We start from the raw sequence: 26,144 nt of genomic DNA on the forward strand, positions 1-26,144 counted from the left end.
GCTCTGCGTTTCGCTCCAAGAATATGGGGCGGTATTAATTTGTGAACATTTTGTGAAATTGCTCCGGAGCGTCTTCTCTAATCCCAAAATGATGCAAAATCGCCTGGACAATCCGTTGCGACGCTTTGCCGTCACCATATGGATTAGCCGCCTTGCTCATCGAATCGTAAAGCGTCTGATCCGTCAGCAATGCTCTGGTTCGCTCGTAAACATTTTGCTCATCCGTTCCTACCAATTCGAGTATGCCTGCATCAATACCTTCCGGACGTTCGGTCGTATCGCGGAGCACGAGCACGGGGACACCAAATGAAGGGGCTTCCTCCTGAAGTCCACCCGAGTCTGTCAAAATCAGGTGGGTGTGCGGGTAGAAATTATGCAAATCCACCACATCCAACGGATCGATCAGCTTGATTCTCGGATGTCCGCCAAGAACGGCATGCGCCGGTTCCTTGACTGCTGGGCTTGGATGCACCGGATAAACGATGGCGATATCCTCAAATTCATCGGCAATTCGTTTGACCGCCCGGAAAATATTCATATGCGGCTCGCCTTGGGATTCACGGCGGTGCGCTGTCATGAGAATGAGCTTTTTGCCGGCCGCCCACTCCAGCACCGGGTGTTGGTAGTCGGGCTGTACCGTATATTGAAACACATCCGTTACGGTGTTGCCTGTGACATATATTCTTGATTCATTTTTGTTCTCTTTTCTCAGGTTGCCCGCAGACCACTGCGTAGGGGCAAAATGAAGGTCGGCCAAAACGCCTGTAAGCTGGCGATTCATCTCTTCCGGATAAGGCGAAAGCTTATTCCAGGTCCGGAGACCCGCTTCCACATGACCCACCTGGATTTGCTGCAGGAAAGACGCGTAGCTTGCCAGGAAAGTCGTCAGCGTATCGCCATGCACAAGCACGATATCCGGCTTCGCCTCTTGAAGCACGGGCTCTAACCCTTCCAGCACGCGAATGGTAATTTCATTCAATGTTTGACGGTCCTTCATGACATCCAGATCATAGTCCGGTTTGATTTTAAATACTTCGAGAACCTGATCAAGCATTTGGCGGTGTTGGGCGGTAACGCAGACCACCGATTCGATATGTTCCGGATGTTTTTCGAGCTCCAGAATGAGCGGGGCCATCTTGATGGCCTCCGGACGGACGCCGAAGATGGTCATTACTTTTATTTTTGACATAAAATACAACCCTCTTTTCGCTTACTTGGTTCCGTACAAACGGTCTCCCGCATCGCCAAGGCCTGGTACGATATACCCATGGTCGTCCAATTTTTCATCGAGCGCGGCAACGTAAATATCCACATCGGGATGAGCTTCCTGAACGGCCTTGACACCTTCCGGCGCGGCAATCAGATTCATCATTTTAATTTGGGTACAGCCCCGTTTTTTCAAAACGTCAATCGCTGCAATCGCGGATCCGCCCGTCGCGAGCATCGGATCGATCACGATCAATTCACGTTCGGTTACGTCTGTGGGCAGCTTTGTATAATATTCCACAGGCTGCAGCGTTTCCGGATCGCGGAACAAGCCGACATGGCCTACCTTAGCTGCAGGAATCAGTTTTAAAACGCCGTCAAGCATGCCAAGACCCGCACGCAGGATCGGAATCAGTCCAAGCATACGTCCGGCGAGAACTTTGCCGTCCATTTCGGCGACAGGTGTTTGAACTTTTACAGTTTCAAGCGGAATCTCGCGCGTAATCTCATAAGCCATTAAAGAAGCAACTTCATCAACAAGTTCACGAAAATCCTTTGTGTTTGTTTGTACATCACGGATAAAAGTCAGCTTGTGTTGAATCAAGGGGTGATCGCAAATCACCAATTTTCCCATTGTTTTGTCCCTCCGGTAATTGTAAGTCTTGAGTAGCTGCCAGTGCCGGTTTGCGCTTACGTAAATACGTGCAGGTAGCATCCATTTCATAATGGATTCATTCGAGTATTTGAAGCCGGATATATCAATTCCAAATCGTTTCCGATCCATATCCAGCCTGAATCCAGGCAACCAACGACATTATGAAATGGATTCAGTGCACAAATCTTTTATATTATATCATTCCCTTAAATGAAATTGCACCTTGGCCCAATATGTTTTATTTTCGCCATAATCCGGAGATATCTAAACCTTTTCAGGCCCATAAACCGTTGGAGAATACCTGCCGTTTGAGCAAATCGCATCCAGCCCTGCGCACTTACTTGTTGACCTAAAAACCGAAGAAAAGAAAAACGTCTATCGATTATATTTCTAAAAAGACAGACCGCTTTTAGCGGAAGCTTTTCATGCGATTTTAGAATGCTGAAGCTCCGCTTAAAACTTATAGATTCTATAATCTAACCAAAAGAGCTGCCCCCGGCCAACCGACCTTAGAGACAGCTCCTCTTTCCTATATAAAGAACAGGATCAATTAGGCATATCAAAAAAAGTGAATCAGAATTGCATGGAAAATGCCCGTCATTACGCTATCAGACTAATCGAATGCTCTATTCTTTTTTGATCGCGCCTTAATAGTTCAGTTCCGGGTACAGCGGATATTGATCCGTCAATTCCTTCACCATCGCGGCAGCCTTTGAAAGCACAGTGTCGTCTTTAGGCTGTTTCAGCGTCATGGCGATGATCTTGCCAATCTTCACCATCGCGGCTTCATCCATGCCACGCGAGGTTACGGCCGGCGTACCGATCCGGATTCCGCTGGTTACGAACGGGCTGGTCGGATCAAATGGAATCGCATTTTTATTAACCGTAATGCCGATGGAATCGAGAACCTTCTCGGCGTCTTTACCCGTGATGTTGACGCTGCGGGTATCCACCAGCATCAAGTGGTTGTCCGTTCCGCCGGAAACCAGGTTCAGTCCTTCGCTAACAAGCGTTTCAGCCAGTACTTTGGCGTTTTTCACGATATTTCCGGCATAGGTCTTGAAGGAAGGATCAAGGGCTTCGCCAAGCGCCACGGCTTTCGATGCAATCACATGCATGAGCGGTCCGCCTTGGGTGCCCGGGAATACCGCCTTGTCGATCGCTTGCGCCCACGGTTGTTTGCACAGAATCAAGCCGCCGCGCGGACCGCGCAATGTTTTATGCGTTGTGGTCGTGACGAAATGGGCATGCGGCACAGGGCTTGGATGAAGGCCTGCGGCAACCAGACCCGCAATATGAGCCATATCGACCATAAACAGCGCCCCCACATCATTCGCGATGGAAGCTAAGGCTTCGAAATCAATGATGCGCGGATACGCACTGGCGCCGGCTACGATCATGCGCGGACGATGTTTGAAAGCCGCTTTGCGGACTTCATCGTAATCGATCAGGAAGCTGTCTTCCTGCACGCCATAGGCCACGAAATTGTACAAAAGGCCGGAAGCGTTGACAGGGCTGCCGTGAGTCAGATGGCCGCCATGGGCAAGATTCATGCCCAGCACTGTATCGCCGGGTTTAATGGCCGCAAGATATACAGCCATGTTCGCTTGTGCGCCGGAATGCGGCTGAACGTTGGCATGCTCTGCTCCAAACAGCTCCTTAGCCCGGTCGCGGGCGATCGTTTCTACGATATCGACGCGTTCGCAGCCGCCGTAGTAACGTTTGCCAGGATAACCTTCCGCATATTTATTCGTGAGGACAGAGCCCATTGCTTCCATAACCGCTTCGCTGACGATATTCTCCGAAGCGATCAGTTCGATATTGTTCCGCTGGCGTTTCAGCTCCAAATCCATGGCATCCAATACAGCCGGGTCTTTCTTACGCAATTGATCCATCATTCCTTGTTCCTCCCTTAGGTTATCTGTTCTTGTACGATTAATCGCAAAGATGAGCATCGCCCTCTTTCGGCTGCACATCCAGCGTATAGACCGCCCGCTCTCCGCCGATCAGCTTCGGCCGGGTAAAAGCAGCATTGACGCGTGCCTTTCCAATATAACGTACCTGCGTCCGGTAAGGAACGGCCACACGCCGCAAATGCATGCCGATCAGCGTCTCCCCGATATCGATCCCCGCATCCGCTTCGATCGTTTCGGCGAGGCAAGGTTCCTTCATGGCACGGTAAGCGCCGCTGGCCATGGAACCCCCGGCTTTGGGAATCGGCACGGCCGCCACTTCGGTCAGACGCAGTCTGTTCAGCAAGGACCGTTCCATCACCAATGCGCGGTTCAAGTGTTCGCAGCACTGATAGGCTACCTCAAAACCAAATTCGTCCTGAACCTCGCGGATTCCTGCCAGCAGCTCATTTGCCACTTCAATCGCACCCGAGGTGCCGATCCGATGCCCGGCCACCTCGCTGGTACTGGTTCCGACAACGACAACCTTGCCCGGCCCGAGCCCCGCATGCTTGGCTAACTCACGTAAAACGCTTGATGCCTGCTCCCTGATTGACACTCCCGATGCAATGCGTTGTTCAGAATTTTCCATGGCGAATACCTCCTTATTGCTGCAGATAGCGGCTTTCGATCGCCTTGATCTTGTTGACGCGTCCGATATGCCGCTCGCCTTCGCTAAATGGCGTACCGATCCAAATTTGTGTTATCTCCCGGGCAAGGCCAGGCCCGATGACCCGTTCGCCCATCGCCAACACATTCGAGTCGTTATGCTCTCTGGTTGCTTTCGCCGAAAATGTATCATGAACAAGCGCGCAGCGGATGCCTGGTACTTTGTTGGCGGCGATGCTCATGCCGATGCCGGTACCGCAAATCAGAATGCCGCGATCAGCTTCACCCGTGACAACCTGCTCGCATACAGGCAGGGCGTAGTCGGGATAATCCACGGAATCAGCGCAGCTGCATCCCACATCCACAACCTCATGTCCCATTTCCTGAATGACGGCGATGATGTCTTCTTTTAAACGTACTCCCGCGTGGTCTGTTCCGACAGCAATCTTCATCTTTTGAAAAACCTCCCTGAATTTCGTGCTTTTGTGATTTCTCATACCATTATACCCTATTTTGAAGTCACAAGACGAAAATCCCCCGGCAAGAAGAATCTTTCTGAATCCTTCCCGCATGCTTGGCGGAGACCCGCTCAAAATACAAAAAAGAGCAGTCCGCGGATATCCGCAGAATTGCTCTTTTGCCCAGGCGACCGGCCGTATATTCCGATGCTCCATCGTGGTTGATCCACATTTGTCGCCAGTTACACCGGAACCGAAGTTTTTCACAATCATCATAAAGCATTCGCTGCCGAAATGCAACGGCTGCGAGGCGAAAGAACGCTTCATTTTTCAACTTCCTGCTTTCACCGGCGGGTAAGCAAAGAAAAAGTTACTCTTCATTCCATTTATCCAACAAACGTTCAATGGCCGTGCGGATTTCCGCCGCCGCCATATCGTAATCCTCGCGGGTGCCGCCGAAGGGGTCCGATATATCAAAGCTCGGGATACGCTGCTGAATTTCAATCAGACTTTCCCGTTCCTCATCGCTCAAATCCTGTCCAAGGGACCGCTTAACCTCCCAGGTCGCATACAGGCCGTCCAGCTCCTTGAGATCATTCAGCACACCCGGATCGTTCTCGGCATATTCCTTCAGCGTAAACACTTTGCCCGCTGCCTCCGGAAAACTCCGGATCACATGCTGCTTATGCCCCTGAGTCAGCGTGAGAATCAAATCGGACCAACGCACCGCTTCCTGGCTTAAAGCTTTGGATGTCAAACATTCATCGATATGATGATCCCGCAAAACCGCTTCCGCATGCCGGGACATCGGCATCCCGTCCATGGCGGCAACACCGGCTGAACGCGCCTCCACCCCGAGCCCGCGTTCCTTCGCCATTTTGCGGAGAAGAGCTTCCGCCATCGGGCTGCGGCACGTGTTCCCTGTACACACAAACAAAATATGCTTCACGCTTTACGCACCTCCCGGATTATTCTTTGGCGTTTATTGTATCAGAAGATAAATGCGAGGCCAAATGCCAGCAGGATCGCACCTCCCAGCGCCTCCCCGTAATCGCCCAAATTGCGGCCGGCCCTCCGCCCAAGCAAAAGCCCAAGCACCGACATGAGTCCACCAAAGAAACCAAAAGCAAGCACGGTCAGAACCAAATTGCTCCGGAACATGCCTAAGGAAACCCCAACGGAAAAAGAATCCACGCTCACGCTTAAGGCAAATAAAATCATCCCCGGCAGCGAACGGTGGTCGATCATGCGGATTTCCCCGCCTTTAAACGAATTCCATACCATATGAATCCCGAGCAGGATCAACAGCCCTCCCGCGGCGTACGTTGTCACCTGTCCCAGCAGGGAGCTGACATAATGACCGGTAAACATGCCTAAAAGCGGCATAACGATATGGAAAATTCCAATCAGCAGACTGATCTTCAGCACATGCAGCAAACGGATTCCCTTCATGCCGATCCCGATGCCCAGAGAAAATGCGTCCATTCCCAAAGCAGCGGCCATAATCAAAATCGCAATCAGCTGCCCCAAATCGGCAGATGTCTCAAGCATTTGAACGCCCCCAAGTCCGTTAGGTTCTTGTACAAACATATGCGGACAAGAGGACAAACATGACTTGTACATGCGGTCAAGCTTTGGATGTGCGGCATGCATGGCGTGCCGTTACCACCGAACGGTGAGAAGACAAGCATGGACTTGCACATCAGGTAAAGTTAACGCGCCTGACTTTCGAGACGAATCACGGTTTGACCCGCGGCTTTGCGGAGCCGGTTCATAATCGCTGCCCCAAGGCCGTCCTCCGGGCAAGCCTCAGCCAAAATAAAATCGATATGCTCCTCATCCATGCGCCGCAGGGCAGCATACAGCCGGTGCGCGGCCGTGCCCAAATCGGACAGGCTGCCGAGGGTTTCGACGCAATCGGCATGATAGCGGCTGATATGCTCGTCAAATGCGAGCACACCCGTCCGTTCCCCGCGTGCCTCTGCTTCCTGCAAACTGCGGCTGATCCAATCGGATACCTCAGCGGCTGATTCCCCGGCAACGATGCTCAGCGTGCCTTGCGGCGCATAATGGGTATATTTCATCCCTGGCGCCCGGGGAGCCGGAATATCCCCGCTCCCAGCTTCCGCCATCAGCGCAGGGTCCATTTTTACGGGGGCTCCGGCAACCTGCGCCAACTGCTCCAACGTCACCCCGCCGGGGCGCAATACGGTAACGCTCCCATCATCCAACACCTGGACGACTGTCGATTCCAGGCCAACGCCCGTCGCGCCGCCATCGACGATACCGTCAATGGAACCGGCCAGATCCTCCAGCACATGGCTGGCGAGCGTGGGGCTTGGACGCCCGGAACGGTTCGCGCTCGGAGCCGCTACCGGGCAGCCGGATGCCTCGATCAAGGCAAGCGCCACCGGATGGTCCGGCATGCGGATGCCTACGGTATCAAGCCCTGCCGTTACGCGATGTGACAGTACGCCCGGCTTAACCGGCAGCACAACCGTCAGCGGACCAGGCCAGAAAGCATCCATTAGCTTTCGAGCTGCAGGATTTACCTGCTTAACCAGCCCATCCAGTTGGGAAACCTCGGATATATGTACAATAAGCGGATTATCCGACGGTCTCCCTTTGGCTGCAAATACCGCTTCAACCGCCGATGTCAAACGCGCGTCCGCGCCGAGGCCGTAGACGGTTTCGGTCGGAAACGCGATCACACCGCCGCCGCGAAGCGCATCCGCAGCTTCCTTCAGCCCTTCTCTCAATTTGCCCGGATCGGCCATCATCTCCGGATCGATCCGCCAGTATGGAGTGGATGGCCGGTCCGTCCCGTTTTCATTGTGTGTAAGCGCCATTTCTATCCCGTCTTTCTATCGATTAATGATCCGCATATTCGAAGAACCTTCTTCAAACACACGATAACCTGAGATGTCATTATCAAGAATGAGAAAAGCCAGCATGCAGCAATATACCGCGTTCTGGCTGTGCCTCAGCGTGTTCGTAAACCGTTCGAAAAGCTGCTTTACATATGTTTTTATACGCTTTGAACAGCAGCAACTCGCAATAACAAAAATTCCTGCGTTTATGCAACTATTTCGAGTTTTTTTATTGAAATTTGAATAAATTCCTGCAAAAGTGCATCTTTTCATCAGGTATTCTGCCAATTCGGCTTGCAAAACCGGAAATACTTGCACTTTTGCATGCTTTTCATTTAGAGCAGGAAAATTCCGGGAAAAAGATGCAGTTTTGCAAGTTTTTAAGTTACTTGATTTTGTCCTGCCGGTTTTCACATCCACTTAACAGCCGCTATTTCGCAATTACCTGCTTTAAAGCCACTTAACTTCGAACTACTACTATTTCGCAACTACCGGATTTTAAAGCCACTTAACTTCGGACAACTACTATTTCGCAATTACCGGATTTTAAAGCCACTTAACTTCGGACAACTACTATTTCGCAATTACCTGCTTTAAAGCCACTTAACTTCGAACTACTACTATTCCGCAATTACCTGCTTTAAAGCCACTTAACTTCGAACTACTACTATTCCGCAATTACCTGTTTTAAAGCCTCTTAACTTCGGACAACTACTATTCCGCAATTAGCGGATGTTAGTCTGCTTTATTTTCAAATACTGGCTTTCTAGCGATAGATTTAACCAGCCGCTGTATTTCCAATCACCCGATTTTTCAACTAATGTATTTCCAACCTACTTTATTTCCAGCCGCCTTGTTTCCAACCGCCTTGTTTCCAACCGCCATATTTCCAAATTGACCCATTTTAAACTATATAAGTTAAACCAATGATTTTGCACGGATAAGGGCAGCCGGTTGAAATGTTCTTTCGATCGCTGTTGCTCCCAGATTTCATTGATTTAAACTCATTCATGGTCGAAATCCGCTCACAAAGCATACTCCTACGATGCTAGCTTTCCTGTGAAAAAGCTTTTAGCCGAACGACTCGCTTCTCCCTAGATCTTTCTCCCTCTTGCCTATTTCTTATCCTTTTATTTTGTTCAACTTATTGTAGACGCCGGTCCATTAATTTCTTCAAGATTTTATTCAAACATTGCATTTACATAATCAACAATTTAACTAACAATTTATACACAGTTCTAGTTTTCTATCTATCGCAAGCAATTCCGCCAAAATCCTGATCTCTTTCACAACTCCGCTCACTCCCCCTAAAACAGGGATTTAAACCAACCGATGATCCCCTCAAACAGATCCCAAAGGAAAAACCGCACTTCCGGTTCGGAAGCCTTGGCCGGCGTCAATCCTTCAGCCCCTGGCGTCTGACCTTTCGCTTTTGCCGGGCTGTATGCCGTTTGTTCCTGGGGCCCCGAAATCAACCGCGAAGCATGAGCTTCACTTTTTGGGGTGTTTTTAGCCTGAACGTTCTTCCTCGTTGCCTTGCCTGCCTCTGCATCGCCCTTCCCCTTACCTGTCTCTGCCTTGGCCGCTGCAGGCTCTGCCACAGCATCGCCGCTGCCTGCATCGATAAAGCAAAGCGGCGGGAACAGCACACACCACCAGTTTTGGCCCTTACCTGCGCCAAGCGTAATCCGCAGCGCTTCATAGTTTCCTGCCGGATACAAGGTGCCGCCGTATAATTTCGTCGGGAACGGAACAACCCCCAGCTCCACCTGATAATCGTAACCGATGCCCTTCTTCTCGAGTTCTTTTCCTACCAAATCATTTAATTCCGGAAGATGGCGGCGAATCGTCTCGCGCGCATCATCCAGACTTTGCGGATTTTCCAGGTCCTGAACCCAGCTGTTCATCTGATCGACTACCCTATCCCGGATTTGGCGCTTGACAAGCTGATCATCGGGATTATCGGAATTCGCCAAAATGCGAAGACGGATGGAATCCTGCGGAATCGGTCCCCCGGCTACAGCCGCGTCCGTTTTTTGAGCTTCCCAGGTCATTGCCAACATAAACATTATACAAAAAATAATGGCGGTATTCTTTACCAAAGACCGGAGACGGTCTTGCTTTTGCTGATCTTGAAACATGCCGTTTCAGCCCCCTCTATCGAATCCTTCTATGATACTGACCAGTATGTCCGGATCTGATAGAGTTTAAACCTTGCGGTTTCTATGAAACTAGCATAATCAACGAAACGGACCGTTCCTCCAGCATCTCGTTAAAAGATCCGGCGAACGGTCCCTGTTCATATTTTCAAAAAATCAGGCTTAAGCCTCTTTGGTCTTGGCTGATGTCATCTTGGATGCCGTCGGCACGATAATATCATCGCTAACTTCATGGCCGTGAACGCGCACGCTCAAGGCGACCCCAATGCTTGCCACATTGATAATAAGCGAGGTGCCGCCGTAGCTGATAAAAGGCAGCGTAATCCCGGTCAGCGGCATCAGCCCGATAAAGGCGCCGATATTTTCAAAAATCTGATAGAGCATCATCGACACGATCCCGACAATAAGCAAAGGCCCGGCTCGGTCTCGGCACTCCAGACAGATCAAGATCATGCGGTGGATCAAAATGAAATACAGCAGCAGCACGACAGATGCGCCGACAAAACCGAATTCCTCGGCAATTTCCACAAAAATGGAGTCGGAATACGTATATGGAACGCGGCCCGATTGCACCGATGAGCCCTTCATGTAACCTTCGCCCATCATGCCGCCGGAGGCGATCGCCAGTTTGGCGTTTTTCGTATGGTACGAGGCCTTTGGCGTCGCTTTGTCCGGAACCAGCCAAGGGTCGAGCCGTTCGGTCCAGTGCTCCCGGCCGATGCTTTTCATAAAGTTCTCGATATTATCGTGAAAATGGATATACGAGAAAATGCCGCCTACGGCAACGGCCCCCAATATGATTAAGGCAAGAAAAGCATGCAGGAACTTAATATTGCCAACCCACAATAAACCAAGCAGGATCAATACATAACTGAGCGCATTCCCGAGGTCATTCTGGATCATAACAAGCGCAAAGGGAATAAACGTCAACCCGCCGATCGGCAGCACATCCCTCCATAAGGATAGCTTGGCCTTGGGCCTTTTCATCAACAAGTACGTCAAGAAAATGATCAGTATGAGCTTAAACAGCTCGGCAGGCTGAAGACTGAAGCTCCCGATCTGAAACCAGCCTTGGGCCCCGTTGACGTCCGATCCGAAGAAATTGACCGCGATCAGCAGCGCAATCCCGAACAAATAGATATACAGCGCGTATTTGATGAGCCATTTATAATCCAATAGAATGAGCCCAAAAAAGATCACAAAGGCCAATATATAGAAATATAGCATTTTGATGTGGGAGCCTTCGAACTTGGTTCCCATCGTCACGCTGTATATTGCCATAATACTGATGCCCATAAAAATAAAAAGTATGAACACGATGACATAATCCACTTTTTTCAGCTTCTGAAGCATGTGCTATCCCCCTGTAGCAGGGCCTCTACGCCCTATCTTGCCTTGATGCCTATTAAACTCACCTGTCTATTGTATAGGAATAGCAGTACCATATTCAATTCCTGATAAATCCTTTACGAATGCGCTGCAAGGTTTTTCCAAACCAACTTCCTTGAACAGGCTGCCCGGGAAGCGGAAACGCCTCCTCTTCTTCCTGGCCGTGGATCCGGATGCTCATCACGATGCCGACGCTCATCATATTGATGAGCAGCGAGGTTCCCCCATAACTGATGAAAGGAAGCGTGATGCCTGTCAGCGGCATCAGCCCGATAAAGGCGCCGATATTGATGAAAATCTGATAGACGAACATGGAAATAATCCCCGTAATCAGATAGGGTCCCGCCCTGTCGCGGCAGTCAGCCGCAATCAGGATCATCCGGTGAATAAGAATGAAATAAAGCAAGAGCAGCACCGAAGAGCCGATAAATCCGTACTCCTCCGCAATTTGCACGAATATGGAATCGGCATAAGCCAGCGGAACCCGTTCGGACTGAATCGTCGTCCCTTTCATGTACCCCTTGCCTTCAATACCGCCTGAGCCGATGGCCAGCAGCGCGTTATAAGTCTGCCAGCTGACGTCGCGGGAAGCAAGGTCGGGCACAAGCCATGGATCAAAACGAGCGATCCAGTGTTTTTTGCCGAGTTTCTCGCCGATAAACTCGACCGCCTTGTCATGATAATGGATATATGCCTGAATACCGCTGAATATAGCGGCAAAGGCGATGGCCAGAGCAATAAAGGCTTGGGTGTACTTGATGTTGCCGATCCAAAGCAGCCCTGCCAGAATGACCATGTAACTGAGCGCATTGCCCAGGTCGTTTTGCGCCATTACGAGCAGCCACGGCACAAACGTCACGATGCCCAGCGGCACGACGTCGCGCCAAAAGAGCAGCTTGCTGCGCCTCTTTCGCAGCAGCATAGCAGAAATGAAAATAATGAGGAACAGTTTAAACAGCTCCGCAGGCTGCAAACTCAATCCGCCCGGAAGCGTCATCCATCCTCTTGCCCCGTAATACTCATTGCCGACGAACAAGACCAGTACCAGCAGCGCAAGACCAAAAAGATAGATGTACAATGCATACTTGATCAGCAGCTTATAGCTGACCAAGGAGAAACCCAAAAACGCGACAAAACCGACAACATAATAAATAGCCATACGCTGCGCATAATGCCCGATTTTTTCCCTGCCTACAGTCACGCTGTAAATGGAAAACAGACTGATGGCCATTAGCGCCAGCAAGACCAATATGATCGACATATCCATTCGTTTGAATTTCTGCAGCATGCCCCGTCCTCCAATTGATTTCGGGATTCAAAGCGATCAACCCCGACCTTGAATACCTCTATTGTAATTTAAACCGGAAGCAAAGGAAAATTACCGCGTTACGTTAGAGATGCCAAGTACATGGCGCTCGATGCCAGCCAGGTCCGGGACGATGACAATCTCGTCCCAATGGCCCGCCGCGCGCAGGAGTGCTGCCACATCCTGCGCCTGCCCCTGCCCGAGCTCAAAGGCGATGAGCCGGGGCGGGGCCTGGAGCAGCGCCAGCTGCTCCATCATGATGCGGTACGGCGCGAGGCCGTCTGTACCGCCATCCAGTGCTGTGCGCGGCTCATGGTCGCGCACCTCCCGCTGCAGGCCGGCAATGTCGGCCGCAGGGATGTACGGCGGGTTGGACACCACGATGTCCAACCGCTCGCCCGCAAACGGCTCGAGCAGGTTGCCTTCGCGGAAGGCAACCTGGGCGCCGTTTGCGGCGGCGTTGCGCGCGGCCACTTGCAGCGCGCCAGCCGAGATGTCGCTGGCGCGGACATGCCAGCGCGGGGCCTGCAGCGCCAGCGTGACCGCGATGGCGCCGCTGCCTGTGCCGATGTCGGCGCACGCGAGCGGACGCTCGGCGCCGTCATCGCAGGTGGCGCCGCCGCTTGGCGCGGCGCCCTGCGGCCACAGCCGTTTGGCCTGCGTCAGCACGGCCTCCACGAGCAGCTCCGTTTCCGGCCGCGGAATCAGCACGGCCGGCGTTACCTCAAACGGGATGCCGTAGAATTCCTGCATCCCGATAATGTATTGCGCCGGCTCCCCGGCGCCGCGGCGCGAAACCGCCCGCTCCCATGCCTCACGCCGTTCGGCGGGAAATTGCTCGGGCAGTGCCATGTAATAGGCAGCCCCTTCAAGCTGCAGCACATGCTCAAGCAGCAGCTGGGCGCTGCGCTGCGGCTCCGTCACGCCGCACGCGCTTAAAAAAGAGGAAGCCTCTACATAGGCTTCCCGTATCGTTAGCTTTGGCGTCATCACGAATGTGGTTTCTTGCAAAGCATTATTCCCCTTTTTCCATCAATTCCGCCTGCTCGGCAATATTCAGCGCGGAGATGATTTCCTCGATTTCACCGTTCATCACTTGATCGAGTTTATGCAGCGTCAGGCCGATGCGGTGATCCGTTACCCGGCTTTGCGGGAAATTATAGGTGCGGATCCGCTCGCTTCGGTCTCCCGTACCGACTTTGCTTTTGCGCTCGCCGGCATATTTCGCTTCTTCTTCCTGGCGTTTCATATCGAAGATACGGGCGCGCAGCACCTGCAGCGCCTTTTCTTTGTTCGAGTTTTGCGATTTGCCGTCCTGACAGGTTGCAACGATTCCCGTCGGAATATGCGTAACCCGCACGGCGGATTTGGTCGTGTTGACGGATTGTCCGCCCGCGCCGCTGGAACAGAAGGTATCCACGCGGATATCCTTGTCTAGAATTTCGATATCGATATCCTCAACCTCCGGCATAACAGCTACCGTGGAAGTCGACGTATGGATCCGTCCGCCTGATTCCGTCGTCGGAATACGCTGTACGCGATGCGCGCCGCTTTCGTATTTCATCTTGCTGTAAGCGCCGCGTCCGTTGATCATGAAGATCACTTCCTTGAAGCCGCCGAGATCATTGGTATTGGCATCCATCAGCTCGACCCGCCAGCCTTGACTGTCGGCATAACGGGTGTACATGCGGTACAAATCGGACGCAAACAACGCCGCTTCATCGCCGCCGGCCGCGCCGCGGATTTCCACGATCACGTTTTTGTCATCATTCGGATCTTTCGGAAGCAATAGAATGCGGATGCGCTCTTCCAGCTCCGCCCGGCGGGCGGAAAGCTCCTCGATTTCCATTTTCACCATTTCGCGCATTTCGTCATCCAGTTTTTCGCCCTGCATGATTTTGGCTGCTTCCAGCTCTTCCGTTACAGTTTTATATTCATTGTAAGCCTCATAGGCGGGCTGTAAATCTGATTGTTCTTTGGAATATTCCCGAAGTCGCTTGCTGTCATTTACAACATCTGGATCACACAGCAGCTCGCTCAGTTTTTCATAGCGGTCTGCCAAGGCTTGCAATCGGTCCAACAAGGGGGTTCACCTCTCCTGTTTTTTATTATATCGAACCCCGCAAAGTAATCGGAATAAGCTTCAGAGGCCATTACGTCACTTTGTGGGGTTATTTTAAGTGCTTTCAGTAATGAATGAAGAAAACGCCGTTCATCCCTTTCATTAAACCATGGACAGACGACTTTTTATTATACCATGAAACATATATATTTACCAGTTATCAATTGGGTGAGAAAATGTTCTTAGTCGCCTTATTGACTTCATGATCCAGGCACAGGATATTTATTATTGCTTTTAGATAAAGGCCCCGATTTTATAAAAATAACTGCATCTGTGTCCGTTATAAATCATAATGCTCGAAATTGACCTTCATACCGGCCGCTGTGTCTGTTAGAGAATCACAGTGGGTAATTACCTCAATAGCATTCGCTGTACCCATTAGAAACCATGATGGTGAAATTCCCTCAATAGCGGCCGCTATGTCTGTTGGAGGCTAAGTGCTTGCCCCCATTATGGTCATTTAGCAGTGAACAAGAGTTCCAATTAGATTTTACCCGCACCTAACGGACACCATGGACGCTAATTGGCCCAAAACAGCCATTTTCAAATTCTAACGGACACCACAGCGCTTAATAGCTGCAATTTGTCGTCCAAAATGGTGTTTTTCACGAAATAGCTGCAACTGTGTCCGTTAGAAATCATAATGGTCGAAAATCCCCTCAATAACGTCCGCTGTGTCCGTTAGAAATCATAATGGCCGAAACGGTGTCCGTAGAAATCATAATGTTAGAAATTAATCTTTATAACGGCCGCTGTGTCCCTTAAAGTTAGAATAGTGATATGATCAAATTGTTTCTTGAAAGTCGCTTTTTTTTTTTGCAAAATTCATACTTAAGAAAATCATAGAGTATCGCACTTATTCAGACGCTTATTAAGCGCGAATATCCATGCTTCTTTGATTGCCCAAAAAATTTTCAAAAAAAGTTTGCAGGGGTCGAAAGTTATGCGGCGTCAAACCTAATGTAACAGGAGGAGGGGGAGAAGACTGGAAGAGTTGCAATGGGTCCGGGCCGTCAAGGCCGGCCATCAGGAAGCTTATAAATTTCTGGTGCAGCGATACCAAAATATGGTGTATCATGTGTGCCTCAAAATAACATCCGATGACGTATCGGCCAAAGACTTGTCGCAGGACATCTTTATGAAGGCTTATTCGGCGCTCCCCGCCTTCCGCGAAGATTCCTCCTTCTCGACTTGGCTTTACCAGATCGCCGTCCGCAAATGTCTCGACTGGAAACGCGCGCAGCAGCGCGAGCAGGCGCGGCGGAGTCCGGGAGAGGTGAGTGAAAACGATTGGGTCACAAATGAAACGCCGGAACAAATTGTGTTATCCGATGAACGGAGCCGAAGGCTCCGAAGGATCGTCGATGAACTGGGTGAACCATATCGGTCGGCCGTTCAGATGTATTATTTTGAACAATGTTCTTATCAGGAAATTGCCGAGCGGCGCGGGGTCACCCTTAAAACCGTGGAATCCCAGCTATACCGTGCAAGGGCGATGATGCGGAAGAAAGGAGAGGAATTACGATGAAATGTGAATTAATCCAATATCAACTTGGGGCTTACACCGCAGGAGAACTGCCGCCCGAATCCTCCCTTTATATCAAGCAGCATCTGCTTGTCTGTCCTGCCTGCCAAGCATGGCACAAGGAATTGCAAGAGCTGTCCGGCATCTGGCAACAGCCTGAAACCGACTCTAATTTTCCCGATATGACCGCGGATATCATGAATGAAATCCGGCAGATGCCGCCTCTATATACGCGTGAGGTTTCGCGCCTCAAACCAAGGAATTCCCGCAAGTCTATGATCGCCCATTTCGGGCTTGCAGCATGTCTGGCGTTCTGCCTGTTCCAGTTCGGCGTATTCGAACATTTGAGCTCTGGCATTTCACAGGCAACGCAAAAGTTTTCATATTCAGTGAATCATTTATTTAAGGAGGGTAATCGATGATTAAGAAAAGAAGATGGCTTACGTTTTTGCTCGCGATGATTCCCGGGCTCGGCCACCTGTACCTCGGTTTTACCAAACAAGGGCTGCAAATCATGATCGGCGCCTGCACCAGTATTATTTTAATTTCGTCCATCCCCATGATTTTCTCTTTTGCGCTGGCCATTCTCTGGTGCTACCAGTTGTTCGATGCGCTGCAAAAAGCCGCTTGGATGAAAGCCGCAACCCTTGAACATGAACGCATGATGATGAATCAGGATACGTTCGGGTATCCCTGGACGATGCAGGATTTGATGGCTGCCGGCGGATATCCGCGCGATAATCAGCTGAATCCGTTCTGGACCGGCGTAGGCTGCGTCATTGTAGGCGGCATGGTGCTGCTTATGACCGTCTTCCCGGGGTTTTGGGACTGGCTGATGCATGAAAATGCAGCAAGCATTCTGCTGGCCCTCGTATTAATCGGGTACGGCCTAACGCTTCTGTTCAAAAAAAATGATCGAAAAGGAAATGAAATTTTATGAACACTCCCGACAACCATCCCCAGCCGACCATCAAAGTCGGCAGGTGGACCTCCGCCATCGGCCTGATCGGCATCGGCGTGATTATCTTACTGCAATTTAATCATGTTTTATCGTTTAATTCCTTGAAATATGTATGGCCTGTACTGCTCATCCTGCTTGGCGTCGAAGTTGTGATCGCCAACATCATCTACTCCAATAGAAAGGTCCGGCTGGGCGGCTTCAGCGTAACCATAATGATTATCCTTCTGCTCGTCAGCGCGGCCCAGACTATGATTCCAAACTTGGGCACTTTGTTTAACCAAGGATACGTAAGCTCGGTTCACGGTGCAACAGAGATCGGCAGCAATATCAAACGCGTTGAAATTGTCGTGGATCATGGAAAAGTCGACGTGACCGGTTCGGACAATGCCAAGGTAGCGTATGACGGCAAGTTCCGCTTCCATGACGCCTACAACCAGAAAGACGCGGACCGCATGATTGAAGAAAGATGGAAGGTTAATACGGAGGGTGATACGCTTGTCCTTTCGCTGAATGATAATTCGGTTTCATTTATTAACATCGGATTCGGCATCGGGGAGGAGTATTTGAATGTTGAGGTCCCCAAAACGCTTGAAGTCGAAGTGCACACCAAAGACAACTCGATTAAAGGCAGAGAAATTGCTGCCGGGTTTACGGCCGTGACCACCAATGCTTCCATCACTTTGGAGCAAATTGAAGGCAGTGCCGCCGCAACAACAACCAATGCTTCCATCACTTTGGAGCAGATTAAAGGCAATGCTTCAGCATCAACGACCAATGGATCCGTACGCGCGTCCGATATCGGCGGATCTGCACAGCTTAAATCATCCAATGGCTCCATCACAGTGAATCAGATCGCTGGCGGATTAACAGCCAAAACGACGAACGGTTCCATCAAGGGCGTATCCGCTATTGGCGGCGATTGGAACTGCACCACTTCAAACGGCAGCTACTCACTGAACATTCCGGAGAATACCAGTGCCGAAATCAAAGCCCGCACAACCAATTCGTCCATCAAAGGCGATATACCTTGGAACCTTGAAGACGGCGACGAACGGGGTCACGCCAAGATTGGCGACGGTACTCACAAGATTGAGCTGGCCACCACCAACGGAAGCATTAAAGTGAATTACGGAGACAAAGAATAAGCCTTGGGTTGGAATGAAGTGCTGCCGCTAACGGCAGCGCTTTTTATTTTTGGCTGAATCAATTCATAAGCAATTTGAAGAAAAAGAAAAATTCACAAAGTGGATGATGGGAAAATCGCAAAATAAAAGAAATTCTATCGATGCACCTTCTAAGGAGCCAGACCGCATTTAGCGGTAATTTCTCTTGCGATTATAGAACGCTTAAGCTCCGCTTAAAACTAACAATTCTATAATCTTAAGAAAAATTCTATCGATGCACCTTCTAAGAAGCCGGATCGCGGTTAGCGGTAATTTTTTTGCGATATCGGGACCCGTTTACCGGAAGGTTATACATTCTGATATCTAAAGAAAAAATCTGCATCAAGATTCAATATCTTGATAACCCGATTTTTGCTAATAAGGCCGGCTTGCAAAATCGCTCCTACGATGCTGATTCGTTTTTTTCCTGAACTCCTCTCCTGCTCGTTTATTCATCGACCAATTCCAATAAATAGTCGGTATATTCCTCCTCGCTCATTTTCGAAATCGCAGCAACCAGCTTATCCTGGGCTTGTTCGGCCGGCAGCTGCTCATAATCGGCTTTCTTTATCTTAGCCATCCGCGCCCGATATTCAGGCGTGCTGTTCTGCTCAATATATTGAATGACCTGCTGCAAAGGCATTTTCTTGAGCGTCCAGATACTGATGTCATGACTCAACTGATACTCCCCCTTTAACTTATAAACACCGCTTCTCCTATAGTGTCCGATCGCCAATGCACCCATTCCATGTTGTCAGCGTCATCGTCACCGCAGCTCTGATTATCGCAAGCATTCGCTTAGATTCAAGGCAGGCAATCACTTATTAAATCATGCCGGTTGATATAGAATATAGGATTGATCTTGAAGCGAATAGCTTGGATGGGTGGTAATGCGAATATTTCTGAAGTCAACATGGAAGGGAAAGAGTGCAAAAGTGCGGTTTTTCTTGATAAAATGGCTTCACTTGTAGGAAACGCTTGCAAATCTGCAGGCTTTTTCGTCGATTTAGGCTAAAAGCGAAGATCCCTCTTAAATACTTGCACTTTCGCAACAATGATCCTCGTTTTTCAAAGGCGTATCAAAAATAAATGTACAATAAATCAATTTCATAATGAAAAATATTAAGGGTATTTCAACAGCGGCATTAATGAAATGGATTCTTGAATTCGCTTTTTGGTTTTAGCAAAATCCTACATGACAAAAATGATTGGCTGATCGGCTGTTCCATCTGAAAAGTTGCAAAAGTACATCTATTTTAGCGTTCCAGGCAATGATGGCCAGAAAGCTTGCAAAAATACATCTTTTCCCCAGCTTTTAGGCATAAACAGACGATTCATGGTCAAATGGATGTACTTTCGCAACAATTTTCCATTTCACGCTATGAAATGCCTGAAAAGGATGCACTTTCGCAACATTTTCCTGATCACATGATGACCTGTCTGAAAAAGCTTGCGTCCTGAATCAATTTTATAATCGATCTATATCCCTCCACCCCAAAATGCCGCCTGTCCAGCTCCCTGCCGAAAAGCGAAAAAAAGCCGCCCCTATTGCGGGCTGCACCTCATTGCCAATCACATGACTAACAATCGGGTGCAGCGCACTGTTGGGACAGCCCTTAAAGTCCATCTCTAGTATTACACGTTAAAACGGAAATGCATTACATCCCCGTCAGCGACGACGTATTCTTTGCCCTCCAGGCGAAGCTGACCGCGCTCTTTGGCTGCGTTCATGCTGCCTGCGGCCAATAGATCATCATAAGAAACGACCTCGGCGCGGATAAAACCACGCTCGAAATCCGTATGGATGACGCCCGCCGCCTGCGGCGCTTTGGTCCCCTTGCGGATCGTCCATGCACGCACTTCCTGAACGCCTGCCGTGAAGTACGTATACAAGCCAAGCAGACGGTAGGCCGCTTTAATGAGGCGATTCAAGCCGGATTCCTCCAGACCCATCTCCTCCAGGAACATAGCTTTGTCTTCCCCTTCAAGCTCGGCGATTTCCGCCTCAACCTTGGCGCTGATCGGCACAACCTCGGCATTCTCCGCCGCGGCAAATTCTCTGACCTGCTGCACGTACGGATTGTTGTCCGCATCGGCTACTCCGTCTTCACTGAGGTTGGCCGCATAAAGAACCGGCTTCAGCGTAAGCAGATGCAAGTCGCGCACGATAGCTTTCTCGTCATCGGACAGCTCCACGCTGCGCGCAGGCTGATCGTTGTACAGCGCTTCTTTTACACGCTCAAGCACGGCCACTTCCTGCTCGTATTGCTTGTTGCCGCCCTTCATGTTTTTGCGGGCGCGTTCGATCCGTTTGTCGACGCTCTCCAGATCGGCCAGGATCAGCTCCAGATTGATGGTCTGGATGTCGCTGACAGGATTAACCTTGCCGTCGACATGGGTAATATTTTCGTCTTCAAAACATCTGACCACATGCACGATGGCGTCCACTTCACGGATATGGGCCAAAAATTTGTTGCCCAGCCCTTCGCCTTTGCTTGCGCCGCGCACGAGGCCGGCGATATCTACGAACTCAAAAGCGGTCGGAACCGTTTTGTTAGGCTGTACAAGCTCTGTCAGCTTGTCCAGACGCTCATCCGGTACTTCCACCACGCCTACATTCGGGTCAATCGTACAAAACGGATAGTTGGCGGATTCCGCACCCGCCTGCGTAATCGCATTAAACAAAGTGGATTTGCCGACGTTCGGCAGTCCCACGATACCTGCTTTCAAAGCCATGGATGATGACACTCCTATTTCTTATTAGAATGGGCTTGCACGCCTGAATTGAATCTATCAATAAAATGGATGTTTTTGCACCGAAAGGCACAATCCTCTCAATCCTACCCATTATATATTAGAACCTTGGGGGCATCAAGATAAGAGCAGGGTCACCCATCAGCCGGATCAACGGCTTTAAGAGGGTGTTCAAAAAGTCCGCTTTTGATCACGAAGTGAATTAGGAAGCAAGCTCGGCATCGAATCTTGAATTCAGCCGGGCCTTCCGGTGCTCACGTACCCCAATGTACGCTCCGCTCCTCAGTCCCTATCTTCATTCAACTGAAGCGTTTTGAAAAAACGCACATCGGAAGCATAAGCTTCGGTGCTGAAAACCGACCTTTTTGAACACGCACTTTAAGGCGGGCAAACGGTCCATCCCGTAAAATCGCGGCTCTCCCCAAAGATTCAATCTGCCAGCATCGGCTCCGGACTACACCATGTTCCGCGCCAATCGCGTGGTTCCCCGAAGTGCCGCGATATCTGCCGCTCCGATGCCGAACATGGCCGTGCGAAGCTCGAATTCCACCTGCTCTAGAGCGGCATGCAGCGCTCCCTCAGATTCCACCGCCGGTCCCAGCACGCTGCGGCCAAATCCGGCCAGATCGGCTCCGAGCGCCAGCACTTTGGCAGCGTCCACGCCGCCCTTCAGACCCCCGCTGCCAATTAAACCGGCTTGCCGGGACACCTTTCGCACTTCAACGATGCACTCCGCCGTCGGGATGCCCCAGCCGGCAAAAGCCTCCGCCGCTGCCCGCCGTACCGCATCCTTATTCCGGAACTTCTCGACCTGGCTCCACGAGGTGCCCCCGGCTCCGGCCACATCTATAAAATCCACTCCGGCCTGCAGCAGCCGTGATGCGGTCTCGCCGTCAATCCCCCAACCGACCTCTTTGACGCCGACCGGAACATGCATCTGCTTGCACACCTGTTCGATCCGTGACAACAAACCGCCAAAATCGGTATTGCCTTCAGGCTGAAATACCTCCTGCAGTCCGTTCAAGTGAAGTACCAGCATGTTGGCTCCGGCGATTTCGACCGCGCGGCGGCATTCATCCGCTCCAAAGCCGTAGTTGAGCTGAACCGCACCCAAATTGGCGATGACCGGAATCGTCGGGGCATGCTTGCGTACATGAAAGGTATCCGCCAGCTCTTCCCGTTCTACGGCCGCCCGGATTGAACCTACGCCCAAGGCCCAGCCGCGCTCCTCGGCAACCGCCGCCAGCCGTTCATTGATCAATCCCGTCGCTTTGCTTCCGCCCGTCATTGAGCTGATAAGCAGCGGAGTGCGTACTGGGATGTCCAAAAAAGATGTTTTCAGCGAGATCCCATTAAAATCCGTCTCCGGCAGCGCGTTATGCCGGAAACGGTATCTTTCCAGCCCGGACGTAATCCCCACGCCACCCACTTCTTCATTCAAACAAAGCCGCACATGTTCCATTTTCCGTTCACCCGTTGGCGCTTCCGGCAGAAGCGATCGGTTTCCGGCAATTTTTCCGTCCATTACGTGACCCCTTTCCACACTAATTCCGGTTTATCAAACCAACCTATTTAAGAACAAACATCCGTCCAATAATCTTAAAAACATATTATACCTTATATGCATCGATATATTCACCTACAAGTCTGCCCGCAAGCGTCACAAGCGGCGTGCTGCCGCCGAAATAACCGATCCCGCCGACAAACCAGAGCCCCTCCACATCCTTGCTGCGGTGGCCCGGACGAAAAAAAGTTTGCCTTAGCGAATTGTAGGATATGCCATAAGCGGACCCTTTATAGGCCAGCGTGTCGGCCGCAATATTCTGCGGGGTGTAAAGCTCCACAACATCGTATTTATCAATATCGGTTAGTCCATAGTTTTGGAGATCGGACAAGATGTTTTCACCGTATGATTTCGCTTCCTTCTCCCAGTCGGTCAAGGGAGTCAGATACGGCACTTTGGCTGAAATATACAGGTTGCTGCTGCCTTCCGGAGCCAGTCCCTTTTCGGAATAGCCCGAATAGCAAACATACAAAGCGGGATGACGCGGAGGCTGCCCGTACTCGAAAATCTCCTGAAATTCCCTGGTATAAGATTCCGGAAAAAAGATCGTATGATGCAGCAGCTTGCTGTATTGACGGGGTACGCCGGCGAGCAAAACAAAGCTTGAATGCGAAAGCTTGTAACTTCTGATTTTGTCGTCGCGCATGGAAGGACGGTCCTTCTCGTCGAGCAAATCCCGGTTCATCGTCAGCAGGTCGCCGGCCGCAATCACCGTATCGGTCCCGTAAAATCCGCTGTCGCTCTCAACCCCGGCTACTCTGCCTTTACGAACTGCAATATGCTTTGCTTCCGATCCGGTTATGATCTCCACTCCGAGCTCCAACGCAAGCCTGACCATCGCTTCGACTATCGAATACGTTCCCCCGCGAACTCCGTGAACCCCCATCCGGGCCTCCACGTGACCAAGCAGGGCAAATATGGATGGCGACTGCTGCGGCGAGGAGCCGGCAACCGTCGAATATCGGCTGAGCATGGCCAGCGTATTGGGATGATTGAAATACCGCCGAAGCAGGCTCTGCAAGGAAGTCGCCGGCCTGGCTCGCAGAAAATTGCGCAGCATCGCCGGATTTGCCCTTTCCTTCCAGTTTGAAAGCAAGCGGTTCATGAAATGCTCCTCTGACAGCTGATACAGCTCGGCGGATTCCCGCAGGAAACTTTCATATTGAAGTGCATCGGTCGGACTGAAGGTCGATATTTGATCTTTCATTTTTTCGGCGTCCCTGCTCATGTCCACAACGGATCCGTCTGCAAAAATATTCCTTGATCGCGGTTCCAGTTCGTATAATCCGATATAATCCTCCAGGTCTGCCCCCGCCTTTTCGAAGAGGCTGCGGAACATATGCGGCATCGTAATCGAACTGAGGCCACGGTCGAACGTATATCCTTCCCTTTGGATGCGCTGCAGCTTCCCGCCCGGCGCTTGCTGGCGTTCAAGCACTTTAACCTTCCAGCCTTTGGAAGCAAGGATAATTGCACAAGCCAATCCGCCAAACCCCGCACCGATCACAACGGCTTGATGTCTCATGTATACCGCCCGCCTTTCCTAACCAAGGTTCGTTCCCCCGTCTGTTATACAATCGCTCCAAATGCCCGCAAACAAACCAACCAACAAAACACATTAACCAGATAATACCAGTCATAAAGGAAAGCGTAAATACAAAAAGACACATACATACGGCAAAAAGGCGCTCCGCACAAAGCAGAACGCCTTTTGACCGTATCCGTTATTTCTTACGAACGATGATTGCATCCAATGATTGCGGCAAACCATATCATAGGCCGGGCGCGGGCCCTGCTACAAAAGCGGGGACATTAGGCGGGCCAGCGATTCCAGAAAACGCTCGGATATCTTTTTCTTCATAACCTTGTCCATCATAATCTGCTTCGCGTAGCTGAGATCACGCTCGAAATCAGCCATGATCCGCTGAACGCTGTCGGTCTGCACCAAAAGCGCGTTAACCTCGAAATTCAGGTGAAAGCTGCGCATGTCCATATTGGCCGTGCCGATCGTCGCTACTTCCCCATCAATAACCAGCAGTTTGGAATGCAGGAAGCCTTTTTCGTATTCGTAAATTTTGACGCCCACATCCAAAAGCGCCGGAAAATAGGAATGGGATGCCAGAAACGGCAGCCATTTATCCGGTTTGGCAGGGAACAAAATACGGACATCCAGGCCCGACATGGCGGCAACGCGCAGCGAGGTCAAAATATCTTCGTCAGGTATGAAGTAAGGCGTAGCCAACCAGACCGATTTTTGCGCGGAAGTAATCATGGAGAAAAAAATATTTTTGAGCACGCGGCGGTCATTATCGGGTCCGCTTGGGATAATCTGCACGGCGCCGTTGTTATGCCCGGACCTAAGCGGCGATAGATATTCGGCTTCCGTTACCTTTTCGTCTGTCATATAATGCCAATCCTGCAGAAAAATGGTTTGCAGCGTTCTGACGGCCTCTCCCCTGACGGACATATGCGTGTCGCGCCAAAATCCGTACGTGGAGCTGCGGCTCAAATACTCATCCCCTACGTTCAGGCCGCCGATGAAACCGACGTTTCCGTCAATGACCACGATTTTACGATGATTGCGAAAATTTACCCTGGACAGAAAAAACGCCTTGGAGCTTCCGTAAGCGGCCACTTTCACTCCCGCATTCGACATTTCCTGCAAAAAGGATTTAGGCAGCTGCATGCTGCCCCAGGCATCGTACATAAAACGAACGTGAACGCCTGCCCTGGCCTTCTCGATCAAAATTTGCTGAATCCGTGAACCGATATCGTCGGCGCGGTAGATATAATATTCCATATGAATATGATGCCTGGCCTTTTGCAGCTCATGCAGCAGCGTGGAAAAGGTCTCCTGCCCGTTGGTCAGGATTTTGGTTTCGCTCGAAAACGAAATGGGCGTCCGCGCAAGCCTTTGCGACAAGCGCATCAACTGCTGCTGCGTCGGACTGTATTCCGATAGTCCCTGCTGACCGCGCGCACTCTCCTCTTCCAGCTTTTCGTAAATCTTCGAATCCTGCTCGGCTTTTTTATCGAACTTGCGGCGCTTGAAATAGTTTTGTCCGAACAAAAGATAAAAAAACAGCCCCACGACCGGCACCAGCGCAAGCAATAAAATCCAGGCCATGGTTGAGGAAGGGTTCCTGTTTTCCATAAATATCATAAAACCAAGCGATACGACGGTCATCGTAGAGAAAATACTGACGATCGTACCTGCGGTTTTGCCGAAAAAGCCGAAGCCGAAATAATACAATGCAAATGATAAAGCTGCCACCAATACAGTCAGTATTGCTTTTCTCATATCTTCCCTCACTTTTATATCGCTTTGATCGCAAAGGTTATGCATATTCAGCTAGCAAGCTATATTCTACATGAACAAACCCAATCTTCCTATAGATTACCGGCAAAAAAACAGCATTTGATAAAATTTCAAGTAAGATCCTGACGAAAA

Annotated in this window: 22 protein-coding genes and 1 riboswitch; of the genes, 4 read left to right on the plus strand and 18 right to left on the minus strand. The window is 50.5% G+C overall.

The annotated features are described in order from the left end of the window. Positions 1-34: 34 nt before the first annotated feature. The 13 genes from wecB to prfA form a co-directional block, all read right to left on the minus strand. The gene (gene wecB, locus L6442_RS30770) at positions 35-1,189 is read right to left on the minus strand and encodes a non-hydrolyzing UDP-N-acetylglucosamine 2-epimerase (RefSeq protein WP_212980514.1); all 1,155 of its coding nucleotides are present in this window, start codon (positions 1,187-1,189) and stop codon (positions 35-37) included. A 21-nt stretch (positions 1,190-1,210) separates the two neighbouring features. After that, positions 1,211-1,840 carry a uracil phosphoribosyltransferase gene (upp, locus tag L6442_RS30775; protein ID WP_194234014.1) on the minus strand — a complete coding sequence of 210 codons (630 nt, stop codon included), beginning with the start codon at positions 1,838-1,840 and terminating at the stop codon, positions 1,211-1,213. Between the two features lie 668 nt (positions 1,841-2,508). Beyond that, on the minus strand, positions 2,509-3,759 hold the full coding sequence (locus L6442_RS30780; protein ID WP_272880301.1) for a serine hydroxymethyltransferase: 1,251 nt from the start codon (positions 3,757-3,759) through the stop codon (positions 2,509-2,511). Between the two features lie 37 nt (positions 3,760-3,796). Then, positions 3,797-4,405 (minus strand): TIGR01440 family protein, encoded by a 609-nt coding sequence (locus L6442_RS30785; RefSeq protein WP_212980515.1) that lies wholly within the window; start codon positions 4,403-4,405, stop codon positions 3,797-3,799. A 13-nt stretch (positions 4,406-4,418) separates the two neighbouring features. Further along, on the minus strand, positions 4,419-4,874 hold the full coding sequence (gene rpiB, locus L6442_RS30790) for a ribose 5-phosphate isomerase B (RefSeq protein ID WP_194234012.1): 456 nt from the start codon (positions 4,872-4,874) through the stop codon (positions 4,419-4,421). A 180-nt stretch (positions 4,875-5,054) separates the two neighbouring features. Further along, a riboswitch (ZMP/ZTP riboswitch) is annotated at positions 5,055-5,136 on the minus strand. 114 nt (positions 5,137-5,250) lie between these two features. Next, positions 5,251-5,829 (minus strand): low molecular weight protein arginine phosphatase, encoded by a 579-nt coding sequence (locus L6442_RS30795; protein WP_212980516.1) that lies wholly within the window; start codon positions 5,827-5,829, stop codon positions 5,251-5,253. Positions 5,830-5,870: 41 nt separating this feature from the next. Next, a complete protein-coding gene (locus L6442_RS30800; protein WP_212980517.1) occupies positions 5,871-6,431 on the minus strand; it encodes a manganese efflux pump MntP in 561 nt (186 codons plus the stop codon). Between the two features lie 161 nt (positions 6,432-6,592). Next, positions 6,593-7,660, minus strand: a complete 1,068-nt coding sequence (locus L6442_RS30805) for an L-threonylcarbamoyladenylate synthase (protein WP_373871847.1) — start codon at positions 7,658-7,660, stop codon at positions 6,593-6,595. Between the two features lie 1,397 nt (positions 7,661-9,057). Continuing rightward, the gene (gene spoIIR, locus L6442_RS30810; protein ID WP_212980519.1) at positions 9,058-9,891 is read right to left on the minus strand and encodes a stage II sporulation protein R; all 834 of its coding nucleotides are present in this window, start codon (positions 9,889-9,891) and stop codon (positions 9,058-9,060) included. 180 nt (positions 9,892-10,071) lie between these two features. Next, complete coding sequence (locus L6442_RS30815; RefSeq protein ID WP_194234006.1) at positions 10,072-11,262, minus strand: FtsW/RodA/SpoVE family cell cycle protein; 1,191 nt, start codon at positions 11,260-11,262, stop codon at positions 10,072-10,074. A 94-nt stretch (positions 11,263-11,356) separates the two neighbouring features. Continuing rightward, complete coding sequence (locus L6442_RS30820) at positions 11,357-12,586, minus strand: FtsW/RodA/SpoVE family cell cycle protein (RefSeq protein ID WP_194234005.1); 1,230 nt, start codon at positions 12,584-12,586, stop codon at positions 11,357-11,359. A gap of 90 nt (positions 12,587-12,676) precedes the next feature. Next, a complete protein-coding gene (prmC, locus tag L6442_RS30825) occupies positions 12,677-13,594 on the minus strand; it encodes a peptide chain release factor N(5)-glutamine methyltransferase (protein ID WP_212980561.1) in 918 nt (305 codons plus the stop codon). A 25-nt stretch (positions 13,595-13,619) separates the two neighbouring features. Next, complete coding sequence (prfA, locus tag L6442_RS30830; RefSeq protein ID WP_194234004.1) at positions 13,620-14,687, minus strand: peptide chain release factor 1; 1,068 nt, start codon at positions 14,685-14,687, stop codon at positions 13,620-13,622. Between the two features lie 1,033 nt (positions 14,688-15,720). Between prfA and L6442_RS30835 the strand changes: the two genes are divergently transcribed. The 4 genes from L6442_RS30835 to L6442_RS30850 are packed head-to-tail and all read left to right on the plus strand — an operon-like array spanning position 15,721 to position 18,357. Further along, on the plus strand, positions 15,721-16,254 hold the full coding sequence (locus L6442_RS30835) for an RNA polymerase sigma factor (RefSeq protein ID WP_212980520.1): 534 nt from the start codon (positions 15,721-15,723) through the stop codon (positions 16,252-16,254). Continuing rightward, on the plus strand, positions 16,251-16,673 hold the full coding sequence (locus L6442_RS30840) for a zf-HC2 domain-containing protein (RefSeq protein WP_212980521.1): 423 nt from the start codon (positions 16,251-16,253) through the stop codon (positions 16,671-16,673). Before L6442_RS30835 ends, L6442_RS30840 begins: the two co-directional genes overlap by 4 nt. After that, positions 16,670-17,191 carry a hypothetical protein gene (locus tag L6442_RS30845; protein ID WP_212980522.1) on the plus strand — a complete coding sequence of 174 codons (522 nt, stop codon included), beginning with the start codon at positions 16,670-16,672 and terminating at the stop codon, positions 17,189-17,191. Before L6442_RS30840 ends, L6442_RS30845 begins: the two co-directional genes overlap by 4 nt. Next, positions 17,188-18,357 (plus strand): DUF4097 family beta strand repeat-containing protein, encoded by a 1,170-nt coding sequence (locus L6442_RS30850; protein WP_212980523.1) that lies wholly within the window; start codon positions 17,188-17,190, stop codon positions 18,355-18,357. The genes L6442_RS30845 and L6442_RS30850 overlap by 4 nt, the downstream gene beginning before the upstream one ends. Before the next feature lie 466 nt (positions 18,358-18,823). On the opposite strand, the gene L6442_RS30855 is transcribed toward L6442_RS30850, so the two are convergent. The 5 genes from L6442_RS30855 to cls form a co-directional block, all read right to left on the minus strand. Beyond that, the gene (locus tag L6442_RS30855; RefSeq protein WP_212980524.1) at positions 18,824-19,054 is read right to left on the minus strand and encodes a hypothetical protein; all 231 of its coding nucleotides are present in this window, start codon (positions 19,052-19,054) and stop codon (positions 18,824-18,826) included. A gap of 956 nt (positions 19,055-20,010) precedes the next feature. Then, a complete protein-coding gene (gene ychF / locus L6442_RS30860; RefSeq protein WP_194233998.1) occupies positions 20,011-21,111 on the minus strand; it encodes a redox-regulated ATPase YchF in 1,101 nt (366 codons plus the stop codon). Positions 21,112-21,583: 472 nt separating this feature from the next. Continuing rightward, positions 21,584-22,654 (minus strand): type 2 isopentenyl-diphosphate Delta-isomerase, encoded by a 1,071-nt coding sequence (gene fni / locus L6442_RS30865; RefSeq protein ID WP_212980525.1) that lies wholly within the window; start codon positions 22,652-22,654, stop codon positions 21,584-21,586. Positions 22,655-22,739: 85 nt separating this feature from the next. Then, positions 22,740-24,218 carry a phytoene desaturase family protein gene (locus L6442_RS30870; RefSeq protein ID WP_212980526.1) on the minus strand — a complete coding sequence of 493 codons (1,479 nt, stop codon included), beginning with the start codon at positions 24,216-24,218 and terminating at the stop codon, positions 22,740-22,742. A gap of 270 nt (positions 24,219-24,488) precedes the next feature. Then, complete coding sequence (cls, locus tag L6442_RS30875) at positions 24,489-25,994, minus strand: cardiolipin synthase (protein WP_212980527.1); 1,506 nt, start codon at positions 25,992-25,994, stop codon at positions 24,489-24,491. Positions 25,995-26,144 lie beyond the last annotated feature (150 nt).

The organism is Paenibacillus azoreducens, from assembly GCF_021654775.1.
Lineage (GTDB): Bacteria > Bacillota > Bacilli > Paenibacillales > Paenibacillaceae > Paenibacillus_AQ > Paenibacillus_AQ azoreducens.

Coding starts and splice junctions, on each gene's coding strand:
- L6442_RS30800 (WP_212980517.1), bottom strand. CDS start 6,431: ATGCTTGAGACATCTGCCGATTTGGGGCAGCTGATTGCGATTTTGATT.
- upp (WP_194234014.1), bottom strand. CDS start 1,840: ATGGGAAAATTGGTGATTTGCGATCACCCCTTGATTCAACACAAGCTG.
- L6442_RS30845 (WP_212980522.1), top strand. CDS start 16,670: ATGATTAAGAAAAGAAGATGGCTTACGTTTTTGCTCGCGATGATTCCC.
- L6442_RS30815 (WP_194234006.1), bottom strand. CDS start 11,262: ATGCTTCAGAAGCTGAAAAAAGTGGATTATGTCATCGTGTTCATACTT.
- L6442_RS30840 (WP_212980521.1), top strand. CDS start 16,251: ATGAAATGTGAATTAATCCAATATCAACTTGGGGCTTACACCGCAGGA.
- rpiB (WP_194234012.1), bottom strand. CDS start 4,874: ATGAAGATTGCTGTCGGAACAGACCACGCGGGAGTACGTTTAAAAGAA.
- prmC (WP_212980561.1), bottom strand. CDS start 13,594: ATGACGCCAAAGCTAACGATACGGGAAGCCTATGTAGAGGCTTCCTCT.
- L6442_RS30850 (WP_212980523.1), top strand. CDS start 17,188: ATGAACACTCCCGACAACCATCCCCAGCCGACCATCAAAGTCGGCAGG.
- L6442_RS30780 (WP_272880301.1), bottom strand. CDS start 3,759: ATGATGGATCAATTGCGTAAGAAAGACCCGGCTGTATTGGATGCCATG.
- fni (WP_212980525.1), bottom strand. CDS start 22,654: ATGGACGGAAAAATTGCCGGAAACCGATCGCTTCTGCCGGAAGCGCCA.
- L6442_RS30785 (WP_212980515.1), bottom strand. CDS start 4,405: ATGGAAAATTCTGAACAACGCATTGCATCGGGAGTGTCAATCAGGGAG.
- L6442_RS30820 (WP_194234005.1), bottom strand. CDS start 12,586: ATGCTGCAGAAATTCAAACGAATGGATATGTCGATCATATTGGTCTTG.
- L6442_RS30805 (WP_373871847.1), bottom strand. CDS start 7,660: ATGATGGCCGATCCGGGCAAATTGAGAGAAGGGCTGAAGGAAGCTGCG.
- spoIIR (WP_212980519.1), bottom strand. CDS start 9,891: ATGTTTCAAGATCAGCAAAAGCAAGACCGTCTCCGGTCTTTGGTAAAG.
- cls (WP_212980527.1), bottom strand. CDS start 25,994: ATGAGAAAAGCAATACTGACTGTATTGGTGGCAGCTTTATCATTTGCA.
- L6442_RS30870 (WP_212980526.1), bottom strand. CDS start 24,218: ATGAGACATCAAGCCGTTGTGATCGGTGCGGGGTTTGGCGGATTGGCT.
- ychF (WP_194233998.1), bottom strand. CDS start 21,111: ATGGCTTTGAAAGCAGGTATCGTGGGACTGCCGAACGTCGGCAAATCC.
- wecB (WP_212980514.1), bottom strand. CDS start 1,189: ATGTCAAAAATAAAAGTAATGACCATCTTCGGCGTCCGTCCGGAGGCC.